This window comes from Rhizobium altiplani (assembly GCF_001542405.1).
Lineage (GTDB): Bacteria > Pseudomonadota > Alphaproteobacteria > Rhizobiales > Rhizobiaceae > Rhizobium > Rhizobium altiplani.
In genome coordinates this window covers 42,811-60,938 of the sequence record NZ_LNCD01000123.1, presented here as the reverse complement: position 1 = coordinate 60,938, position 18,128 = coordinate 42,811, and the positions used below count along the sequence as shown (strand labels likewise).

Genomic DNA, 18,128 nt, shown 5'->3' with positions numbered 1-18,128 from the left:
AACCTGTTCGAGGCTCCATGACACCGAAGCTTATCCTCGCATCCTCCAGCCCGTTCCGTCGCATGTTGATGCAAAATGCCGGCCTCACCTTCGAGGCTCATGCGGCTCATATTGACGAGCGGTCGGTCGAAGCGCCGCTCGAACGAGAAGGCGCAACACCGGATGCCGTGGCCCTCGTTCTCGCCAAGGCGAAGGCGAAAGAAGTCAGTGATCGGTATCCGGCCTGCCTAGTGATCGGCTCGGACCAAACGATGTCTCTTGGCCCGCAGACCTTTCATAAGCCCAGGGATATGGCTGATGCGGAGAACCACCTTCGCATACTGTCGGGCCAGATGCACCGGTTGAACAGTGCGATCGCGATCGCCTACGACGGCGACATCGTCTGGGAGCATGTTTCACACGCTGAGCTGACGATGCGTCCGCTGGATGCGGATTTTATCCAGCGGCATTTGAAGCGCGTCGGAGAGAAGGCACTCACGAGCGTCGGCGCTTACCAACTCGAGGGGGAGGGGCTTCAATTGTTTTCGCGGATCGACGGGGACTATTTTACAATCCTGGGATTACCGATGCTACCTCTGTTGGAAAAGTTGAGAGAATTGGGTGCGATTGATGGATGATTCACGTGAAACATTCGGGCCGCGGGCTTTCGTCACGGGGTTTCCTGTCAAACACTCCCGGTCGCCTCTGATCCATGGCTATTGGCTCAAGACACTTGGACTGCCGGGATCGTATCGCGCCCATGAAGTCGCGCCAGCCGATTTTCCAGCCTTTATCGCATCGCTGAAGAGCGGCGAGGCTGGCTTCGTAGGCGGCAACGTCACGATCCCGCACAAGGAGATGGCGTTCAAACTCGCTGACGATCCGGACGCGCTTTCTGAAGAACTTGGTGCATCCAACACGCTTTGGATGGAGGGGGGCCGGCTCAAAGCGACGAACACGGATGGAGGTGGCTTCACCGCAAATCTGGACGGGCGTCATCCTGGCTGGGACAAGGCGCACTCGGCCGTGGTCCTCGGTGCCGGCGGTGCGAGCCGCGCCATCATTCAGGCGCTGCGCGATCGGGGCATCAAGGAAATTCATCTGGTCAACAGGACGGTCGGACGCGCTCAGGAATTGGCGGATAGGTTTGGCTCGAGCGTAAAAGCGCATTCGATGGCAGCCTTGGCGGAAGTCATGCACGGCGCCGGCCTTTTCGTGAACACGACTTCGCTTGGCATGGACGGCGAGGATGCGCCGGAGATCGATTTTTCGCCGCTGCTTTCCGATGCCGTCGTAACGGATATCGTCTACGTCCCCCTGAAGACTCCTTTCCTTGTCCAAGCCGAACGGCAAGGATTTGCCGTTGTCGATGGTCTCGGCATGCTGTTGCATCAGGCCGTTCCAGGTTTTGAGAAATGGTTCGGGCATCGCCCGAAGGTTGATGACAAGCTGCGCGCGCTGATTATCGAGGATATGGACAAGCACTGATGTTGCGGATCGGACTGACCGGCTCGATTGGAATGGGCAAATCAACAATGGGAAAGCTCTTCGCAGAAGCGGGGGTGCCTGTGAATGATTCGGATGCCGTCGTCCATGATCTCTATGCGGGGGAGGCGGCGCCCCTTGTCGATGCTGCCTTTCCCGGAACCATGAAAGAGGGTGCCGTCGATCGGCAGGAACTGGCCCGCCAGCTGGCTGGAAGTGCCGACGGGTTCAAGCGCCTTGAAGCAATCGTCCACCCGCTCGTGAGGAAACGCGAAGCAGAATTCACTGAACGCGAGCGGCAGCGCGGCTCGCCCATGGTGCTGCTCGATATCCCGCTGTTGTTCGAAACAGGAGCCGAGAGTAGGGTCGATGTGATCGTGGTCGTTAGCTGTGATCCACAGATACAGCGCGAACGCGTACTTGCGCGGCCAGGCATGACAGTGGAAAAATTCGATATGATTCTTGCGCGCCAGACGCCGGATGCGGAAAAGCGCGCAAGAGCCGATTATGTGATCGATACCGGGCACAGCATCGAAACGGCCAGAAAACGGGTCGCCGAGATCGTCTCGGATCTAAAGCGGCGGCTCGCCAGCGGGGACTTCCTGAATGCGTGAAATCATTTTCGATACGGAAACCACGGGCCTCGATAACCGTGTGGACCGCATTGTCGAGATCGGCGGCATCGAGCTTTTCAATCATTTTCCGACTGGGAATACGATTCACATCTACATCAATCCGGGCGACCAGAAAGTGCACCCGGACGCGCTTGCCGTGCACGGCATCACAGACGAGTTTCTGAAGGACAAGCCTTCGTTCGCAGATGTTGCGCAGCAAATTATCGATTTCTTTGGTGACGCGAAGTGGATCGCGCACAACGCCACGTTCGATATGGGCTTTATAAACGCCGAGCTCGCAAGGCTCGATTTGCCGTCGATCCTGCCCGACCGGGTGCTCGACACACTGTCGATGGCGCGCCGCAAGCATCCGATGGGACCCAACTCCCTCGATGCACTTTGCCGCCGCTATGGCATCGATAATACGCATCGAACGAAGCACGGCGCGCTTCTCGACTCCGAACTGCTGGCCGATGTCTACATCGAGATGATCGGTGGTCGTCAGGCCGCCCTTGGCCTCGGCACCGTCGCGAGTAATTCGGCAGGTCAGGAAAGCTTGGTGGAGGAGATTATTATCGGGACGCTTGTGCGTCCGCGGCCCCTTGCGCCACGTCTCAGCGAAGCAGAGCAGCAAGCCCATGACGCGCTGATTGCCAAACTCGGCGCGAAGGGCGTCTGGGGAAAATACGATCTCGCAAACTAAAAATGCCCGGGGCGACCCGGGCATTTCATTTTGTTGCAGCGTTCTATGCGCGAACTGTTAGTTCGTGGTTGCCTGTACCTTGGCACGGGCCTGCTCTTCGGCAACCCGCTGCGCAAACATCTGAGAGAAATCGATCGGATCGATCATCAGGGGCGGGAAGCCGCCATTGCGCGTGACGTCGGCAATGATCTGACGTGCGAACGGGAACAGCATGCGCGGGCACTCAATGAAGAGAACCGGCAGCATGTGCTCCTGCGGGAACCCGGCAATCCGGAAGACGCCGCCATAGACGAGTTCGGTATGGAATACCGTTTTGTCGCCATCCTTGGCTTCGGCGTTCAGAGACAGAACGACATCGAAATCCGTATCGGAGAGCGGATTGGCGTTGACGTTGACATTGATATTGATGGCCGGAGCCTTGTCACGCGCCTGCAGCGAACGCGGAGCACCCGGATTTTCGAAAGAGAGATCCTTGGTGTACTGCGCAAGGATGGTAAGGCTCGGGCTCGTTGCACCGTTATTGCTGTTTTCGTCGGCCATTGGCTTTTCCTCGAGGGCATTGGATGGTGCCGCTCTATCATTTCGGGCATGGTGTTACAACCCTGGGCCAGTCGGCCGGCTGGGCTGGTCATTCCTTGCCGATATGCTTCCCTGACCAGGGAGAGTTGTCGTTGGGTTCGCGTCGATAATCCTCGTCGTCGAGGTCGACGATCTTGGAGTCCTTGGGGCGGTTCGACGTGTCGAAGCCGCTTGTTGAACCGACGACGACGAAACGGCGGCTGACATATTGCCAGGCCAGATCGCGCACAGCCGGAATGAAGATCAACAAAGCCACGATGTCGGTGATGAAGCCGGGGATCATCAGCAACAGGGAAGCGATCACGAACATCGCCGGTCGAAGCAGCTCGCGCCCCGGCACCATGCCGTTTCGCCCCTCGGCGGACATACGGCGGAGAATCCCGATGCCCTGGCGCCTGAGCAGGGCCATGCCGACCATGAAGCTCAATATGACAAGCGCCAGCGTCGGCCAAAGTCCGATCGCCTTTCCGACAAGCACGAAACCGGCAATCTCGGCGAGCGGAAGCAGCAACAGAAAACCAGGCAGGATCTTCAAGGGCATCGTTTTATTCCGGCTGAGCCGGACTCCGTTGGAGGGTCGCGTTGTCGACCCTATTTGAATCATCTGTATAGGCGGACTATATGGGAGTACAAATCAGGGATGTTAACAGCGGCAGCGGCGGGATATGGGTTCAAACGACTTCATCACATTGTTTTTTCTTGTGGCGGCGGTGCTGATTTTTTTGCAGCTGCGCAGCGTTCTCGGTCGCCGTACGGGCAATGAGAAGCCGCCACGCGATCTTTATACGCCGCGCGATGCCGTCGGACCGGATTCTCCCGACGCCGGAAAAGTGGTGACCCTGCCACGCCGTGACGCAGCGACTGAGGAAGACGATCGCTTTGCGGCAATCGATGCTTTCGCACCAGCGGGCACCTCACTCAATGAATCGCTGCGCGAAATCAACAAGGCAGACGCTTCCTTCAATCCGAAGGAATTCGTCAATGGCGCCCGCATGGCCTATGAGATGATCGTGATGGCGTTTGCGGACGGCGATCGTAAGACGCTGAAGAACCTGCTTTCGCGTGAAGTCTATGACGGCTTCGACGCAGCCATCACCGAGCGCGAATCCAAAGGCGACAAGGTGAAATCGACCTTCGTCGGCATCGACAAGGCGGAAATCGCCAGCACCGAGATTAAGGGCACGGAGGTGCAGATTACCGTTCGTATCGTCAGCCAGTTGATTTCGGCCACTTACGACAAGGCTGATAAGCTCATCGATGGCGACGCGGAGAACGTTGCCGAGGTCAATGATCTCTGGACGTTTGCGCGCGATACCCGCTCCCGCGATCCCAACTGGAAACTCGTGGCCACCGAATCGGAACATGAGTGAAGACACTCCGGGCTTTGCCCTTCAAGCAATAAGCTTTGACGATCTGCAAGGCTGGAAGGATGATGATCCTTCCAGCCTTTTTGAAGCGATGGAAGCATGCCGGCGGCAGGTCATTGACATCAAGCCGTATCGGACGGGCTCGCTCGGCCTGACGGCTCAGGACCTTCTACCGTTGCTTGAAGCAGCGCGCAGCGAGAATATCTCGTCGGCAGCCGATGCCCGAACCTTCTTCCAATCCCACTGTCGACCCTTCAGAATTCGTCGCATCGACGGCAATCCGGGCTTCGTCACCGCTTTCTACGAGCCTGAGATTATGGTCTCGGCCGTGCCGGATGATGAGTATCGCTTTCCCTTCTATCGCCGCCCCGAAGACCTGATCGACCTTGATGAGGGTAATCGCCCTGTGGGTCTGCCGGACAGCTACGCTTTCGGCCGGCTGACCTCCGATGGCATCGAAGCCTATCCGGACCGGCGGGCAATCGATGAAGGCTTCCTGGCGGGCAGGGGATTGGAGATTGCCTGGGCAAAGTCGAAGGTCGACGTCTTCTTCGTCCATGTTCAAGGTGCGGCGCGCTTGCGGTATCCTGATGGCAGGGTTGGACGCATCACCTATGCGGCAAAGGCGGGACATCCTTTCTCGGCGATCGGCAAGCTACTCATCGAGCGCGGGGAAATCGAACGATCCGAGATTTCGATGCAGACTATTCGGCGCTGGCTCGGCGACCATCCGCAGCAGGTGGATGAGGTCCTGTGGCACAATCGCTCCTACATTTTCTTCCGCGAAGTCCCGAGCGCAGATCTGAACGCCGGGCCCGTGGCCGCAGCAAAAGTGCCGCTGATTGCCGGCCGTTCGCTCGCTGTCGATCGGCTCATCCATACTTTTGGCTTCCCGTTTTTCATTCGGTCCGAGAATCTTGTCCATCTCGATGGCGACAAGCCGTTCGCGCGAGTGATGCTGGCTCTCGACACGGGCTCTGCCATCGTCGGTCCGGCGAGGGGTGATATTTTCACCGGGTCAGGGGATGATGCAGGAGAACTCGCTGGAACAGTGCGCCACGACGCCGACTTCGTCATTCTGCTTCCGAATGCCGCCGCCGCGAGGTTCGCCTGATGGCTCGAGACCGGAAGCTCAACACGGATGAAAGGATACTCTGGGGCAAGGTGGCACGGAGCACGCGTCCAATGCCCGGCAAGAAGGATCAGCTAGCCGAGCTCGATGCTTTTCTGACAGAGGTGGAGGTTGAACAGCAAACGGCCGCCGCCGCGAAGCGACCTTCCGAAACTGATGCCGGGCCCACGGTCCCGGTTGTTTCCAAAACACGCTCGGGTATCCATCACCCGCTCGAAAGGCCGGTCAAGCGTAAGATCGCCAAGGGCCGCGTGCCATTGGAAGCCCGTATCGACCTGCATGGGCTGGTCCAGAGCGAAGCGCATATATTGCTGCTCGAGTTCCTGATGCGAGCCCATGAACGAGGGATGAGGCATGTGCTTGTGATCACCGGCAAGGGCAGTTCGCTCGGCAGCGAAGGTGCCCTGAAACGCGCCGTCCCGATGTGGTTTTCGAAGCCGGAGTTTCGGTATTTCATCTCGTCCTATGAAACAGCAGCCCACCATCACGGAGGCGAAGGCGCCCTGTATATCCGGCTGTCGCGCCGGCATGGAGAGAGATCGTGACGCCGTTCGGTGAGGCCGTCCGCAAGCTGCGAGAGCGCAAGGGTGTCTCGCAGAAACAGATGGCGGCAGCCCTCAATGTGTCCCCGGCCTATCTGTCGGCCCTCGAACATGGAAGGCGCGGCTTGCCGACCTTCGATCTGCTCCAGCGGATCGCCGGCTACTTCAACATCATCTGGGATGAGGCCGAAGAACTCTTCCTTTTGGCCCGTTCTTCGGACCCTCGCGTCGTCGTCGATACATCGGGTTTATCGGCCGAACATACCGCTTTTGCGAACCTCCTGGCGGGTCGTATTCGCGATCTCGACCAAACGACGCTTGGCCAACTGACAAGCATTCTTAAAAACGGCGGAAAAGCGGACGGAAAACGGTCATAATCCCCTGATTTATGGCCAGGTTAAGCGCGCTGGCATTGGGAACTTGGATCAAAAACCCTATATTCTGGCATGTATAAGGCAGGTGATTCGCAAGTCTCACTTCAGCCCCGACAACAGGGAAATTCTCGAAAAGTATGACCGATATACCCACGACGGAAAACGGCGTTAGTACCGAATATGGCGCAGACTCGATCAAGGTTCTGAAGGGCCTTGATGCAGTGCGCAAGCGCCCGGGTATGTATATCGGTGACACCGATGATGGCTCGGGTCTTCATCACATGGTTTATGAAGTCGTCGACAACGCGATCGATGAAGCGCTCGCAGGCCACGCCGATATCGTGACCGTGACGCTCAATCCCGATGGGTCGGTCACCGTTACCGACAACGGCCGCGGCATCCCGACGGACATTCATACCGGCGAAGGCGTGTCGGCAGCCGAGGTCATCATGACCCAGCTGCACGCCGGCGGTAAGTTCGACCAGAACTCCTACAAGGTTTCCGGTGGTCTGCACGGCGTTGGTGTTTCTGTCGTTAACGCGCTCTCCGTCTGGCTGAGGCTGAAGATCCGCCGTCAAGGCAAGATTCATGAAATGAGTTTCACGCATGGCGTAGCCGATGCGCCGTTGAAGGTGATTGGCGACGCTGGTGATGAAACCGGCACCGAAGTCAGCTTCATGCCGAGCACTGAAACCTTCACGATGACCGAATTCGACTACGCCACGTTGGAGCATCGCCTGCGTGAGCTCGCCTTCCTGAATTCGGGCGTTCGCATCCTTCTGAGCGACAAGCGTCATTCGGACATCAAGCAGGAAGAGATGCTCTACGACGGTGGCCTGGAGGCCTTCGTCTCCTATCTCGACCGCGCCAAGAAGCCGCTTGTCGACAAGCCGGTGGCGATCCGCGGCGAAAAGGACGGGATTACCGTCGAAGTCGCAATGTGGTGGAATGACAGCTACCACGAGAACGTCCTCTGCTTCACCAACAACATTCCGCAACGTGACGGTGGCACGCATATGGCCGGCTTCCGCGCCGCGCTGACCCGCCAGATCACTTCCTACGCCGATACCTCGGGTATCACGAAGAAGGAAAAGGTGACGCTGACCGGTGACGATTGCCGCGAAGGCCTGACCGCCGTTCTTTCCGTCAAGGTGCCGGATCCGAAGTTTTCGTCGCAGACCAAAGACAAGCTGGTTTCCTCGGAAGTTCGCCCCGTTGTCGAGAACCTCGTCAGCGAAGCGCTGAGCACGTGGCTGGAAGAGCATCCGACGGAAGCTAAGGTTCTGGTCGGCAAGGTGGTCGAAGCCGCCGCGGCGCGCGAAGCGGCCCGTAAGGCGCGTGAGTTGACGCGTCGTAAGGGCGCTCTCGACATTGCCTCTCTGCCCGGCAAGCTCGCCGATTGCTCGGAGCGCGATCCGGCCAAATCCGAAGTCTTTCTTGTCGAGGGCGATTCGGCGGGTGGATCGGCCAAGCAGGGGCGTTCGCGCGAGAACCAGGCGATCCTGCCGCTGCGTGGCAAGATCCTCAACGTCGAGCGTGCTCGCTTCGACAAGATGCTGTCCAGCCAGGAAATCGGTACACTGATTACCGCGCTCGGCACAGGCATCGGCAAGGACGAGTTCAATGCCGAAAAGCTGCGCTACCACAAGATCATCATCATGACGGACGCTGATGTCGACGGCGCCCACATTCGTACGCTGCTGTTGACCTTCTTCTTCCGCCAGATGCCGGAACTGATCGAGCGTGGCCATCTCTACATCGCCCAGCCGCCGCTTTATAAGGTCTCGCGCGGCAAATCGATCCAGTACGTGAAGAACGAGAAGGCCCTTGAGGACTACCTAGTCGGCCAGGGTCTCGAAGATGCTGCCTTAAAGCTCGGCAGCGGCGAAGTGAGGACCGGCCAGGATCTTGGCGAGGTGATTAGCGATGCGTTGCGCCTCCGCGCGCTCCTTGACAATCTGCACTCGCGCTACAATCGCGCTGCCGTCGAACAGGCAGCAATTGCTGGTGCTCTCAATGCTGAAGCCGTTAGCGACCGCTCGAGAGCTGAACAGCTCGCCGGTGAAGTCGCCAGACGTCTTGACCTGATTGCCGAAGAGACAGAGCGCGGTTGGGAAGGGGGCCTCACGAGCGAAGGCGGCATCAAACTTGAGCGTATGGTGCGCGGCGTGAAGGAAGTTGTCGTTCTCGACATGGCGTTGATCGGCTCGCAGGACGCGCGGCTTCTCGATCAGCTGTCGGCTCGCTTGAAGGACATCTATCAGGTGCCTCCGTCACTCTCCCGACGCGACGGTGATGTCGAGATTTCCGGACCACGGGCACTGCTGGACGCGATTTTTGCGAGCGGCCGCAAGGGTCTGACGATGCAGCGTTACAAAGGCCTCGGTGAGATGAATGCCGAGCAGCTCTGGGAAACCACGCTCGATCCGAACGTTCGTTCGCTGCTGCAGGTGAAGGTTGCCGATGCAACGGACGCTGACGGCTTGTTCGCACGCCTGATGGGTGACGAAGTCGAACCTCGCAGAGAGTTCATCCAGGACAACGCGCTGAACGTAGCAAACCTCGATATCTAGCGAGCGGAGCTCGTTTCCGCCTAGAGGCCGCATAAAAAAGCCCCGCGCATCGACGCGGGGCTTTTGCGTGAGAACTAGTCTAGTTGGCGATAAACTTGCCGCGGAAGGCGACCTCTGAAAGAGGCTTGCGCTGGCTCGGAACTTCCCGCTCCTGGTTCCGCTCCGAAAGGACGCTCTTATCGGCAAGACGTCCCAACGCGACGCCCGCCTCCACCCGGTAACCCTCGGGAATAGCAAAAGTTTGCTGGATCTCTTCGTGCTTAATGCCGCCCATCCCGTGAGCGTAGAAACCCGAAAGCCGGGCCTGAAGCGCGAGATAACCCCAAGCAGTGCCAGCGTCGAACGAGTGTGTGTAGCTTTTCCTACCTTCGGAGAAGTCGCCGCTGAAGCCTCTTGAGACGACGTAGATCAGCGCCGAGGCGTTCTTTGCCCACTCTTGATTTGACTCGACGAGGAGACCAACGAACTTGTCCCAGTCCTCAGAACCTTTGAGCGCATAGATGAAGCGCCACGGCTGCTGGTTTGCGGACGACGGTGCCCAATGCGCGGCATCCAGTATCGTCAGAAGCTCCGATTCATCGATCACTTCGCCGGTAAAGGCACGCGGTGACCAGCGCTCGAGAAACAAGGGGTCGATCGAATATTGGGATTCACGGCTATTGCTCTTTGTCATGGCTCTTCCAAGTGCTGTTCAGGCATTCCAGGTGATGTGGAGTTCTTCGCGGAAAGCAAATCGCTTTAGGTGGTCGGCAACGACATTCTCGTATCGCTCTATCTGGGCCGGGTCAGCGGCCGACAATCTCATATGAAGCGCCGCGTGATCGGCTGAAAACGTGACTTCGGCGGTATCACTGAAGGGTACACGCCCGCTTTCCGCCGTGAATTCCACGGTAAACTTGTGGCTCCAGTGTTTGCAGAGCTGTTGGAGATACTTGCTGGCGTGTTCGGTGGCGACAGTCGAGGTCGAAACAGGCATATCAAGCTCCTTCCTGCCTTCCTTAGGCCCCATCCGATGCGTTTGGCAAGCAACTCCGCCATCTCCGGTGGTGCACAGTCTGTTTCAACAATAGTGGCCTCCCACGCGCGTAAAGGCACGCTAAGTTCCGCCAATATCAGCATGAGAGGAAAAACGCCTTGCTCGTAAATGGAAAGTGGACGGAAGATTGGCAGCCGGTTCAGGCGAAGGACGAGAAGGGCGGCTTTGTCCGTCAGATCTCCAGCTTCCGCAATTGGGTTACCCCTGACGGCGCGGCGGGCCCGACGGGAGAGGGCGGCTTCAAGGCCGAGGCGGGACGCTATCATCTCTACGTGGCCTATATCTGCCCCTGGGCATCGCGGACGCTGATCGGCCGAAAGCTGAAGGGGCTGGAATCGGCCATCTCGGTTTCAGTCGTCGAGCCGGTATTGACGAAGCAGGGCTGGCGGTTCGGCGACTATCCGGGCGCCACGCGGGATCACATTCGCGGCGCAACGTATATGCACGAGATCTATACGAGTGCGGCACGCGACTTTACCGGCCGCGCAACCGTGCCCGTGCTTTGGGACAAGCAGTTGCAGACGATCGTCAACAACGAGTCGGCTGATATCCTGCGGATGATGAACGAAGGTTTCGGCGATCTTGCTCGCAATCCGATCGACCTATATCCGGCAGCGCGTCGCACCGAGATCGACGCTTTCAACGAACGGATCTATCCGAGCCTCAACAATGGCGTCTACCGCGCGGGCTTTGCCACGACGCAGCTTGCCTACGAGGAAGCGTTTGCCGGTGTATTCAAGTGCCTCGACTGGGTGGAAACAGAGCTTGGCGATCGGCCCTTCCTGTTTGCAGACCATCCGACTGAAAGTGACATTCGTCTTTTCGTAACGCTCGTGCGCTTCGATATCGCCTATCACGGCCTGTTCAAATGCAATTTGCGCCGTCTCTCGGATTACAAGAATCTTCGCCGCTTCTGCCGGCGAATGCTCGATTGGCCGGGTGTCGTCGAGACCGTCAACTTCGACCATATAAAGCGCGGCTATTACTCGATTGAAAGCCTCAACCCCGCAGGCATCGTGCCTGCGGGTCCTGATCTAGGCGAAATTTTCTGAAGCAGCGTACCGCTTCGGCAAAAAGCCATAATGACACCGGTGAATATCTCGTTCATAGGTGATCAAAACGTGGATGCTGCTTAGGAGGAAATATTATGAAGCTCATGCGTGTTGGAGAGGTTGGTCGCGAGAAACCGGCCATGCTCGATTCCGATGGCAAGATCCGCGATCTGTCGGCGCACGTCTCGGACATCGGCGGCGAAGCGATTTCGCCCGAGGGCCTGTCGAAACTCAAGGCTCTTGACGCGAAGAGCCTGCCGGAACTCGCCTCGGGTCGCATTGGCGCCTGCGTTGCCGGCACCGGAAAGTTCATCTGCATCGGCCTCAATTTCTCTGACCACGCTGCTGAAACTGGCGCGACTGTTCCGCCGGAGCCCGTGATCTTCATGAAGGCAACATCGGCCATCGTCGGGCCGAACGACAATGTCCTGATCCCGCGTGGCTCCGAAAAGACCGATTGGGAAGTCGAACTCGGCGTCGTCATCGGCAAGACGGCAAAGTACGTCAGCGAGGCCGAAGCGCTTGATTATGTTGCCGGCTACTGTGTTTCCCACGACGTTTCGGAGCGCGCCTTCCAGACGGAACGTGCAGGCCAGTGGACCAAGGGCAAGTCCTGCGACACATTCGGTCCGATCGGACCCTGGCTCGTCACCAAGGACGAGATTGCCGACCCGCAAAATCTTGGCATGTGGCTGAAGGTCAACGGCGAAACCATGCAGAACGGCTCGTCGAGAACCATGGTCTATGGTGTCGCTCATGTGGTGTCTTACCTCAGCCAGTTCATGTCGCTGCATCCGGGCGATGTGATCTCGACCGGCACGCCTCCGGGCGTCGGCATGGGCATGAAGCCGCCGCGCTTCCTCAAGGCTGGCGACGTCGTGGAGCTCGGCATTGAAGGCTTGGGTACGCAGAAGCAGACCTTCCTGGCTGATCGATAACGTCCGTTCTGCGATCATTAAGCATTCGAGCGCACCATCATGCCGGGGGTAAATTCCCCGGCATTTCTTTTTGCGGTGCGGATGGCAATGTTGCTGCGCAACAAAAACCTGTTAATCTGCGTTGAGGTGCCAGCACGTCGTTGGAAAGAATCCGATGCCTTTCAATCGGCGTCGTCTTCCAGGTTAGAGAAAGGTGGCGCATCTCATGTTTTATCAGCTTTATGAATTGAACCATGCCGCATTGGCGCCTTATCGGGCTTTCGCCGATATCATGCGCATGGTCTATGCCAATCCCCTCAATCCGATTTCGCAGACGCCCTGGGGGCGTACGATGGCGGCGAGTCTCGAGATGTTCGAGCGGACGACCCGACGCTACGGCAAACCGGCCGTCGGTCTGCATGACACTGTTGTCGAGGAAGGAAAGGTGGCCGTACGGGAAGAGATCGTCTGGTCGCATCCCTTCTGCAATCTGCTCCATTTCGCGCGCAATGTTCCAAGCAGCCATGCGCCAGACCCGCGCATTCTCATCGTCGCGCCGATGTCGGGCCACTACGCGACACTGCTGCGCGGCACGGTCGAAGCGTTGCTGCCAAGCGCCGACGTTTACATTACCGACTGGATCGATGCGCGCATGGTGCCGATGACGGAAGGCACCTTCGATTTTGACGACTACATCGACTACGTCATCGAGATGCTTCGCTTCCTGGGCCCGGATACGCATGTGATTGCCGTCTGTCAGCCTTCCGTGCCGGTTTTGGCTGCCGTCGCCCTCATGGAAGCGGAGAACGATCCGTTTTCGCCCTCATCGATGACCCTGATGGGCGGACCGATCGACACGCGCATCAACCCGACAGCCGTCAACCAGCTTGCCAAGGAACGCTCGCTGGAATGGTTCGCGGATAATGTGATCATGAATGTGCCCTGGCCGCAGCCGGGCTTCATGCGTCCGGTCTATCCCGGCTTCCTGCAGTTGTCCGGCTTCATGTCGATGAACCTCGATCGGCACGTGATCGCTCACAAGGAGTTCTTCATGCATCTGGTGAAGAACGATGGCGAGCCGGCCGAAAAGCACCGCGACTTTTATGACGAGTACCTCGCGGTCATGGACTTGACGGCGGAGTTCTACCTTCAGACGGTCGAACAGGTCTTCATCAAGCACGCGCTGCCGAAGGGCGAGCTGCTCCACCGTGGTAAGCTTGTCGATCCCGCCGCCATCCGCAACGTGGCACTTCTCACCGTCGAGGGGGAAAACGACGACATCTCCGGCGTCGGCCAGACACAGGCTGCCCAGACCATCTGCGTCAACATCCCCGACAACATGCGCATGCACTACCTGCAGCCCGACGTCGGCCACTATGGCGTCTTCAACGGCTCACGCTTCCGCCGGGAGATTGCGCCGCGGATCATCAGCTTCGTGAAGGAACATGCCCGTTCGGGAAAGCCCGTGGTGAAACGGGTGATCAAGGGCGGAAAATCCGCCTGATTTAGTATATTCTGAATTAGCGATTGTATTTCAAGGCGTTGTCCGATTTGGGCGGGCGCTGCCTTGAAGCGGGCCAGGCGTGTAACCACATCGATTCCAGCGTTCGGTATCTCGCCGGACGCGGAAAATGCGAGGACACCGCACGATGAACCAGTCAGCATTGCTTCGCCCGGATTGGACTCCGGCTACCATTGCCCTGATGATCCTCGGCTTCGTGGTTTTCTGGCCTCTGGGTCTCGCCATGCTCGCCTACATCATCTTTGGGGAGCGTTTGCGCGGTTTCAAGCGCGACGCCAACAGCGCCGCCGATGGATTCTTCGCCGGCTGCCGACGTTCACATGGCCGCTATCGCCCTCATTTCTCGACGGGCAATGTTGCCTTCGATGATTGGCGCAAGGCCGAGCTCGACCGGCTGGAAGAAGAGCGTCGCAAGCTTGATGAAATGCGCGAGGATTTCGACTCCTACATGCGCGAACTACGCCGCGCCAAGGACCAGGAAGAGTTTGACCGCTTCATGCGCGACCGCAAGAAGGGCAAGCGCGAAGACAATGGTCCGGTAGCAGAATACCAGACTCCGTAATTCCCAGGACCGTTCAGCACTGAAACTTGAACCGGCATCATCGATGCCGGCTTTTCTTTGCCAAGAATTCCAGCGAATCATATAGAAAATGCCCATGTTCCCGCTCCCTGCAAAGCCACGCCGCAGCGTTCGAAAACCGGCTCCGCCGGAAACGCGAACGCTTGACGTTGCCGGACGCCTGATGCCGCTGACGATCAAGCAGCACGAGCGGGCGACCCGCATTACATTGCGCATCGAGCCTGGCGGTCGGGGCCTGAAGATGACGATCCCGTGCGGATTGGCGCAGCGCGAGGTAAATGCCTTCCTCGACCGCCATCAGGGCTGGCTGCTCACCAAGCTTGCCAAATTCTCGACCGACAGCGGTCTTCGTGATGACGGCACCATTCTCTTTCGGGGCGTATCCCATCGCGTTCACCACACCGGCAGCGTGCGGGGCCTGACAGAAGCCGTCGTCGTTGATGGCAAACCCGTGCTCAAGGTCAGCGGCATGCCCGAGCATCTCGGACGCCGGATTGCCACGTTTCTGAAGAAGGAAGCGCGAGCCGATCTCGAGAGGCTGGCAACGTTCCATGCCCGCTCGATCAATGCACCGATCAGGTCTATCGCCATGAAGGACACCCGCAGTCGGTGGGGTTCCTGCTCCTCGGAGGGAAACCTGAGCTTTTCCTGGCGCATCGTCATGGCGCCGCCGTCAGTGGTCGACTACCTTGCGGCCCATGAAGTCGCTCATCTCAAGGAGATGAACCACGGGCCACGCTTCTGGGCGCTCTGCAAGAAGCTCTGCCCCCACATGGAAGAGGCGAAGCTCTGGTTGAAGCGGCACGGCAGTCAACTGCACGCCATCGATTTCGACTGAGCGACGCCTCGCAAAAATCAGCTTTTGTCGTGATTTGGCTCGACTCCAAGTGCTTTTCGTGTCACTTCGCTGCCATGAAACCGGATATCAAAATCTGCGGACTGAAGACGCCTGAGGCGATCGATCGTGCACTCGCGCGCGGCGCCACACATATCGGCTTCATCTTCTTCGAAAAGAGTCCCCGCTACATCGAGCCTGATATCGCCGGCAAGCTTGCGGAACCGGCTCGCGGCAAGGCCAAGATCGTTGCGGTTTTGGTCAATCCGAGCAACGACGATCTTGATGAAATCGTGGCGCTACTTCGGCCCGATATCCTGCAGTTGCATGGCGACGAGAGCCCGGAGCGCGTTTTGACCATCAAGGCGGTGTATGGACTGCCGGTCATGAAGGCTTTCTCGGTGCGGTCGGCTGACGATCTGAAGCGGGTCGAGGCTTATGTCGGCATCGCCGATCGCTTCCTCTTCGACGCCAAGCCGCCGAAAGGGTCGGATTTGCCGGGTGGCAACGGCGTGTCCTTCGATTGGAGCCTGCTTACCTGGCTTGACGACAGCGTGGATTACATGCTTTCCGGTGGCCTGAACAAGGGCAATATTGCCGAGGCGCTCGGCATCACCAAGGCACCCGGGATCGACGTATCTTCGGGGGTCGAAAGCGCGCCCGGCGTCAAGAACGTCGCAATGATCGATGAGTTTTTCGATGCGGTCCAAACGGCTTGTCAGCCCGAAACGACCTCAGGGAGTTGAGAGTGAACCAGACGCCAAAACCGAATTCCTTCCGTTCCGGCCCTGATGAAGACGGCCGTTTCGGCATCTACGGCGGCCGTTTCGTCGCCGAAACGCTGATGCCTTTGATCCTCGACCTGCAGGACGAGTGGAACAAGGCAAAGGACGATCCGGAATTTCAGGCGGAGCTGAAGCAGCTTGGCACCCACTATATCGGTCGCCCGAGCCCGCTCTATTTCGCCGAGCGCCTGACGGCCGAACTCGGTGGCGCGAAGATCTATTTCAAGCGCGAAGAGCTGAACCACACCGGTTCGCACAAGATCAACAACTGCATCGGCCAGATCCTGCTCGCCAAGCGCATGGGCAAGACCCGTATCATCGCGGAAACTGGTGCCGGCCAGCATGGCGTTGCCTCGGCAACGGTTGCCGCCCGCTTCGGGCTCCCCTGTGTCGTTTACATGGGCGCAACCGACGTCGAGCGTCAGGCGCCGAACGTGTTTCGCATGAAGCTGCTTGGTGCCGAGGTAAAGCCGGTGACCGCCGGTCACGGCACGCTCAAGGACGCCATGAACGAGGCATTGCGCGACTGGGTCACGAACGTCGACGACACCTATTACCTGATCGGCACTGCCGCCGGTCCGCATCCCTATCCGGAAATGGTTCGCGACTTCCAGGCCGTCATTGGCACCGAAGCCCGTGAGCAGATTTTGGAAGCCGAAGGTCGGCTGCCGGATCTCGTCATCGCAGCCGTCGGCGGCGGTTCGAACGCGATCGGCATCTTCCATCCGTTCCTTGATGACGAGAGCGTCAAGATGGTTGGCGTCGAAGCCGGCGGCAAGGGCCTCAATGGTGACGAGCACTGCGCCTCGATCACTGCGGGTTCGCCCGGCGTCCTCCACGGTAACCGGACCTACCTTCTGCAGGATGGCGACGGCCAGATCAAGGAAGGCCATTCGATTTCCGCTGGTCTTGACTATCCTGGCATCGGCCCCGAGCATTCCTACCTGAACGACATCGGTCGCGTCGAGTATGTGCCGATCATGGACCATGAGGCGCTCGAAGCTTTCCAGACGCTGACCCGCCTCGAAGGTATCATTCCGGCGCTGGAGCCATCGCACGCGCTGGCCGAAGTCATCAAGCGCGCGCCGAAGATGGGCAAGGACGAGATCATTCTGATGAATCTCTCCGGCCGCGGCGACAAGGACATCTTCACTGTCGGCAAGATTCTGGGAATGGGTGAGTAAGCATGACCGCACGTATGGACAAACGCTTCGCCGATCTTAAGGCGGAAGGCCGGCCGGCACTCGTCACCTATTTCATGGGAGGCGACCCCGACTACGAAACCTCGCTCGGCATCATGAAGGCTCTGCCGGAAGCGGGTTCCGATGTTATTGAACTCGGCATGCCGTTCTCCGATCCGATGGCCGATGGTCCGGCGATCCAGATGGCTGGCCAGCGCGCTCTGAAGGGCGGCCAGACGCTGAAGAAGACGCTGCAGCTTGCCAGCGATTTCCGCAAGACGGACGATGCGACGCCGATCGTAATGATGGGCTATTACAACCCGATCTATGTCTACGGCGTGGAGAAGTTCCTCGACGACGCGCTGGCAGCCGGCATCGATGGCCTCATCGTCGTCGACCTTCCACCCGAGATGGATGACGAACTCTGCATCCCTGCGATCAAGAAGGGGATCAACTTCATTCGGCTTGCGACGCCGACGACCGACGAAAAGCGCCTGCCGACCGTTCTTCGGAACACGTCCGGCTTCGTCTATTATGTTTCGATGACTGGTATCACTGGCTCTGCTCTGCCGGATCCGTCTCTGGTCTCGGGCGCCGTCAAGCGCATCAAGCAGCACACCAACCTGCCTGTTTGCGTCGGCTTCGGCGTCAAGACCGCCGACCATGCAAAGGTCATTGGCAACTCGGCCGATGGCGTGGTTGTCGGCACAGCAATTGTCAATCAGGTGGCAACGAGCCTCACCAAGGATGGGAAGGCGACAGCCGATACCGTCCAGGCCGTCGCCACCCTCGTTCGTGGACTGTCAACGGGTACACGTTCGGCGCGCCTTGTTGCTGCCGAATAATTTCCCCACATTGGCAAGAGTCAATCA

General features: G+C 58.7%; 21 protein-coding genes. 17 read left to right on the top strand and 4 right to left on the bottom strand.

What is annotated here, in order from left to right; translation table 11 throughout:
* Positions 1–17: 17 nt before the first annotated feature.
* The 4 genes from AS026_RS28705 to dnaQ are packed head-to-tail and all read left to right on the top strand — an operon-like array spanning position 18 to position 2,781.
* Positions 18–617 carry a Maf-like protein gene (locus AS026_RS28705; RefSeq protein ID WP_025657937.1) on the top strand — a complete coding sequence of 200 codons (600 nt, stop codon included), beginning with the start codon at positions 18–20 and terminating at the stop codon, positions 615–617.
* Positions 610–1,467: a shikimate dehydrogenase gene (locus tag AS026_RS28700; protein WP_062373752.1), complete on the top strand. Its 858-nt coding sequence runs from the start codon at positions 610–612 to the stop codon at positions 1,465–1,467. Before AS026_RS28705 ends, AS026_RS28700 begins: the two co-directional genes overlap by 8 nt.
* On the top strand, positions 1,467–2,078 hold the full coding sequence (gene coaE, locus AS026_RS28695; RefSeq protein WP_025657935.1) for a dephospho-CoA kinase: 612 nt from the start codon (positions 1,467–1,469) through the stop codon (positions 2,076–2,078). Before AS026_RS28700 ends, coaE begins: the two co-directional genes overlap by 1 nt.
* Positions 2,071–2,781 (top strand): DNA polymerase III subunit epsilon, encoded by a 711-nt coding sequence (gene dnaQ / locus AS026_RS28690; protein ID WP_062373749.1) that lies wholly within the window; start codon positions 2,071–2,073, stop codon positions 2,779–2,781. Before coaE ends, dnaQ begins: the two co-directional genes overlap by 8 nt.
* Positions 2,782–2,838: 57 nt before the next feature.
* Here dnaQ and secB read toward each other — a convergent pair whose 3' ends face one another.
* Positions 2,839–3,321: a protein-export chaperone SecB gene (gene secB, locus AS026_RS28685; RefSeq protein ID WP_016556856.1), complete on the bottom strand. Its 483-nt coding sequence runs from the start codon at positions 3,319–3,321 to the stop codon at positions 2,839–2,841.
* A gap of 88 nt (positions 3,322–3,409) precedes the next feature.
* Positions 3,410–3,901, bottom strand: a complete 492-nt coding sequence (locus tag AS026_RS28680) for an FxsA family protein (RefSeq protein WP_062373746.1) — start codon at positions 3,899–3,901, stop codon at positions 3,410–3,412.
* A gap of 124 nt (positions 3,902–4,025) precedes the next feature.
* Here AS026_RS28680 and AS026_RS28675 point away from each other — a divergent pair, with 124 nt between their 5' ends.
* From AS026_RS28675 to gyrB, 5 genes are all read left to right on the top strand, one after another.
* Positions 4,026–4,730 carry a Tim44/TimA family putative adaptor protein gene (locus tag AS026_RS28675; RefSeq protein WP_025657932.1) on the top strand — a complete coding sequence of 235 codons (705 nt, stop codon included), beginning with the start codon at positions 4,026–4,028 and terminating at the stop codon, positions 4,728–4,730.
* Positions 4,723–5,841 carry a murein transglycosylase A gene (mltA, locus tag AS026_RS28670; protein ID WP_062373743.1) on the top strand — a complete coding sequence of 373 codons (1,119 nt, stop codon included), beginning with the start codon at positions 4,723–4,725 and terminating at the stop codon, positions 5,839–5,841. Before AS026_RS28675 ends, mltA begins: the two co-directional genes overlap by 8 nt.
* Positions 5,841–6,404 carry a Smr/MutS family protein gene (locus AS026_RS28665; RefSeq protein ID WP_025657930.1) on the top strand — a complete coding sequence of 188 codons (564 nt, stop codon included), beginning with the start codon at positions 5,841–5,843 and terminating at the stop codon, positions 6,402–6,404. Before mltA ends, AS026_RS28665 begins: the two co-directional genes overlap by 1 nt.
* Positions 6,401–6,778 (top strand): helix-turn-helix domain-containing protein, encoded by a 378-nt coding sequence (locus AS026_RS28660; RefSeq protein ID WP_018858960.1) that lies wholly within the window; start codon positions 6,401–6,403, stop codon positions 6,776–6,778. The genes AS026_RS28665 and AS026_RS28660 overlap by 4 nt, the downstream gene beginning before the upstream one ends.
* Positions 6,779–6,912: 134 nt before the next feature.
* Positions 6,913–9,348 carry a DNA topoisomerase (ATP-hydrolyzing) subunit B gene (gyrB, locus tag AS026_RS28655; protein ID WP_025657929.1) on the top strand — a complete coding sequence of 812 codons (2,436 nt, stop codon included), beginning with the start codon at positions 6,913–6,915 and terminating at the stop codon, positions 9,346–9,348.
* 79 nt (positions 9,349–9,427) lie between these two features.
* Here the strand turns inward: gyrB and AS026_RS28650 are convergent, their stop codons facing one another.
* The gene (locus AS026_RS28650; RefSeq protein WP_062373739.1) at positions 9,428–10,021 is read right to left on the bottom strand and encodes a nitroreductase family protein; all 594 of its coding nucleotides are present in this window, start codon (positions 10,019–10,021) and stop codon (positions 9,428–9,430) included.
* A gap of 18 nt (positions 10,022–10,039) precedes the next feature.
* Positions 10,040–10,324: a DUF2218 domain-containing protein gene (locus AS026_RS28645; RefSeq protein ID WP_025657927.1), complete on the bottom strand. Its 285-nt coding sequence runs from the start codon at positions 10,322–10,324 to the stop codon at positions 10,040–10,042.
* Positions 10,325–10,482: 158 nt separating this feature from the next.
* On the opposite strand from AS026_RS28645, the gene AS026_RS28640 reads away from it, so the two are divergent.
* The 8 genes from AS026_RS28640 to trpA all read left to right on the top strand — a co-directional run bounded on the left by AS026_RS28640 (position 10,483) and on the right by trpA (position 18,101).
* Positions 10,483–11,436, top strand: coding sequence for a glutathione S-transferase family protein (locus tag AS026_RS28640; protein WP_062373736.1), 954 nt, complete (start codon positions 10,483–10,485; stop codon positions 11,434–11,436).
* Positions 11,437–11,531: 95 nt separating this feature from the next.
* On the top strand, positions 11,532–12,374 hold the full coding sequence (locus AS026_RS28635) for a fumarylacetoacetate hydrolase family protein (protein WP_062373732.1): 843 nt from the start codon (positions 11,532–11,534) through the stop codon (positions 12,372–12,374).
* A gap of 205 nt (positions 12,375–12,579) precedes the next feature.
* Positions 12,580–13,857, top strand: coding sequence for a polyhydroxyalkanoate depolymerase (locus AS026_RS28630; RefSeq protein ID WP_025657924.1), 1,278 nt, complete (start codon positions 12,580–12,582; stop codon positions 13,855–13,857).
* Positions 13,858–14,002: 145 nt separating this feature from the next.
* Positions 14,003–14,437, top strand: a complete 435-nt coding sequence (locus AS026_RS28625; protein ID WP_062373729.1) for a DUF2852 domain-containing protein — start codon at positions 14,003–14,005, stop codon at positions 14,435–14,437.
* A 94-nt stretch (positions 14,438–14,531) separates the two neighbouring features.
* Complete coding sequence (locus AS026_RS28620; RefSeq protein ID WP_025657922.1) at positions 14,532–15,293, top strand: M48 family metallopeptidase; 762 nt, start codon at positions 14,532–14,534, stop codon at positions 15,291–15,293.
* A 74-nt stretch (positions 15,294–15,367) separates the two neighbouring features.
* Positions 15,368–16,036: a phosphoribosylanthranilate isomerase gene (locus AS026_RS28615; protein ID WP_025657921.1), complete on the top strand. Its 669-nt coding sequence runs from the start codon at positions 15,368–15,370 to the stop codon at positions 16,034–16,036.
* 2 nt (positions 16,037–16,038) lie between these two features.
* Positions 16,039–17,259, top strand: a complete 1,221-nt coding sequence (gene trpB, locus AS026_RS28610) for a tryptophan synthase subunit beta (RefSeq protein ID WP_018859418.1) — start codon at positions 16,039–16,041, stop codon at positions 17,257–17,259.
* A 2-nt stretch (positions 17,260–17,261) separates the two neighbouring features.
* The gene (trpA, locus tag AS026_RS28605; RefSeq protein ID WP_025657920.1) at positions 17,262–18,101 is read left to right on the top strand and encodes a tryptophan synthase subunit alpha; all 840 of its coding nucleotides are present in this window, start codon (positions 17,262–17,264) and stop codon (positions 18,099–18,101) included.
* Positions 18,102–18,128 lie beyond the last annotated feature (27 nt).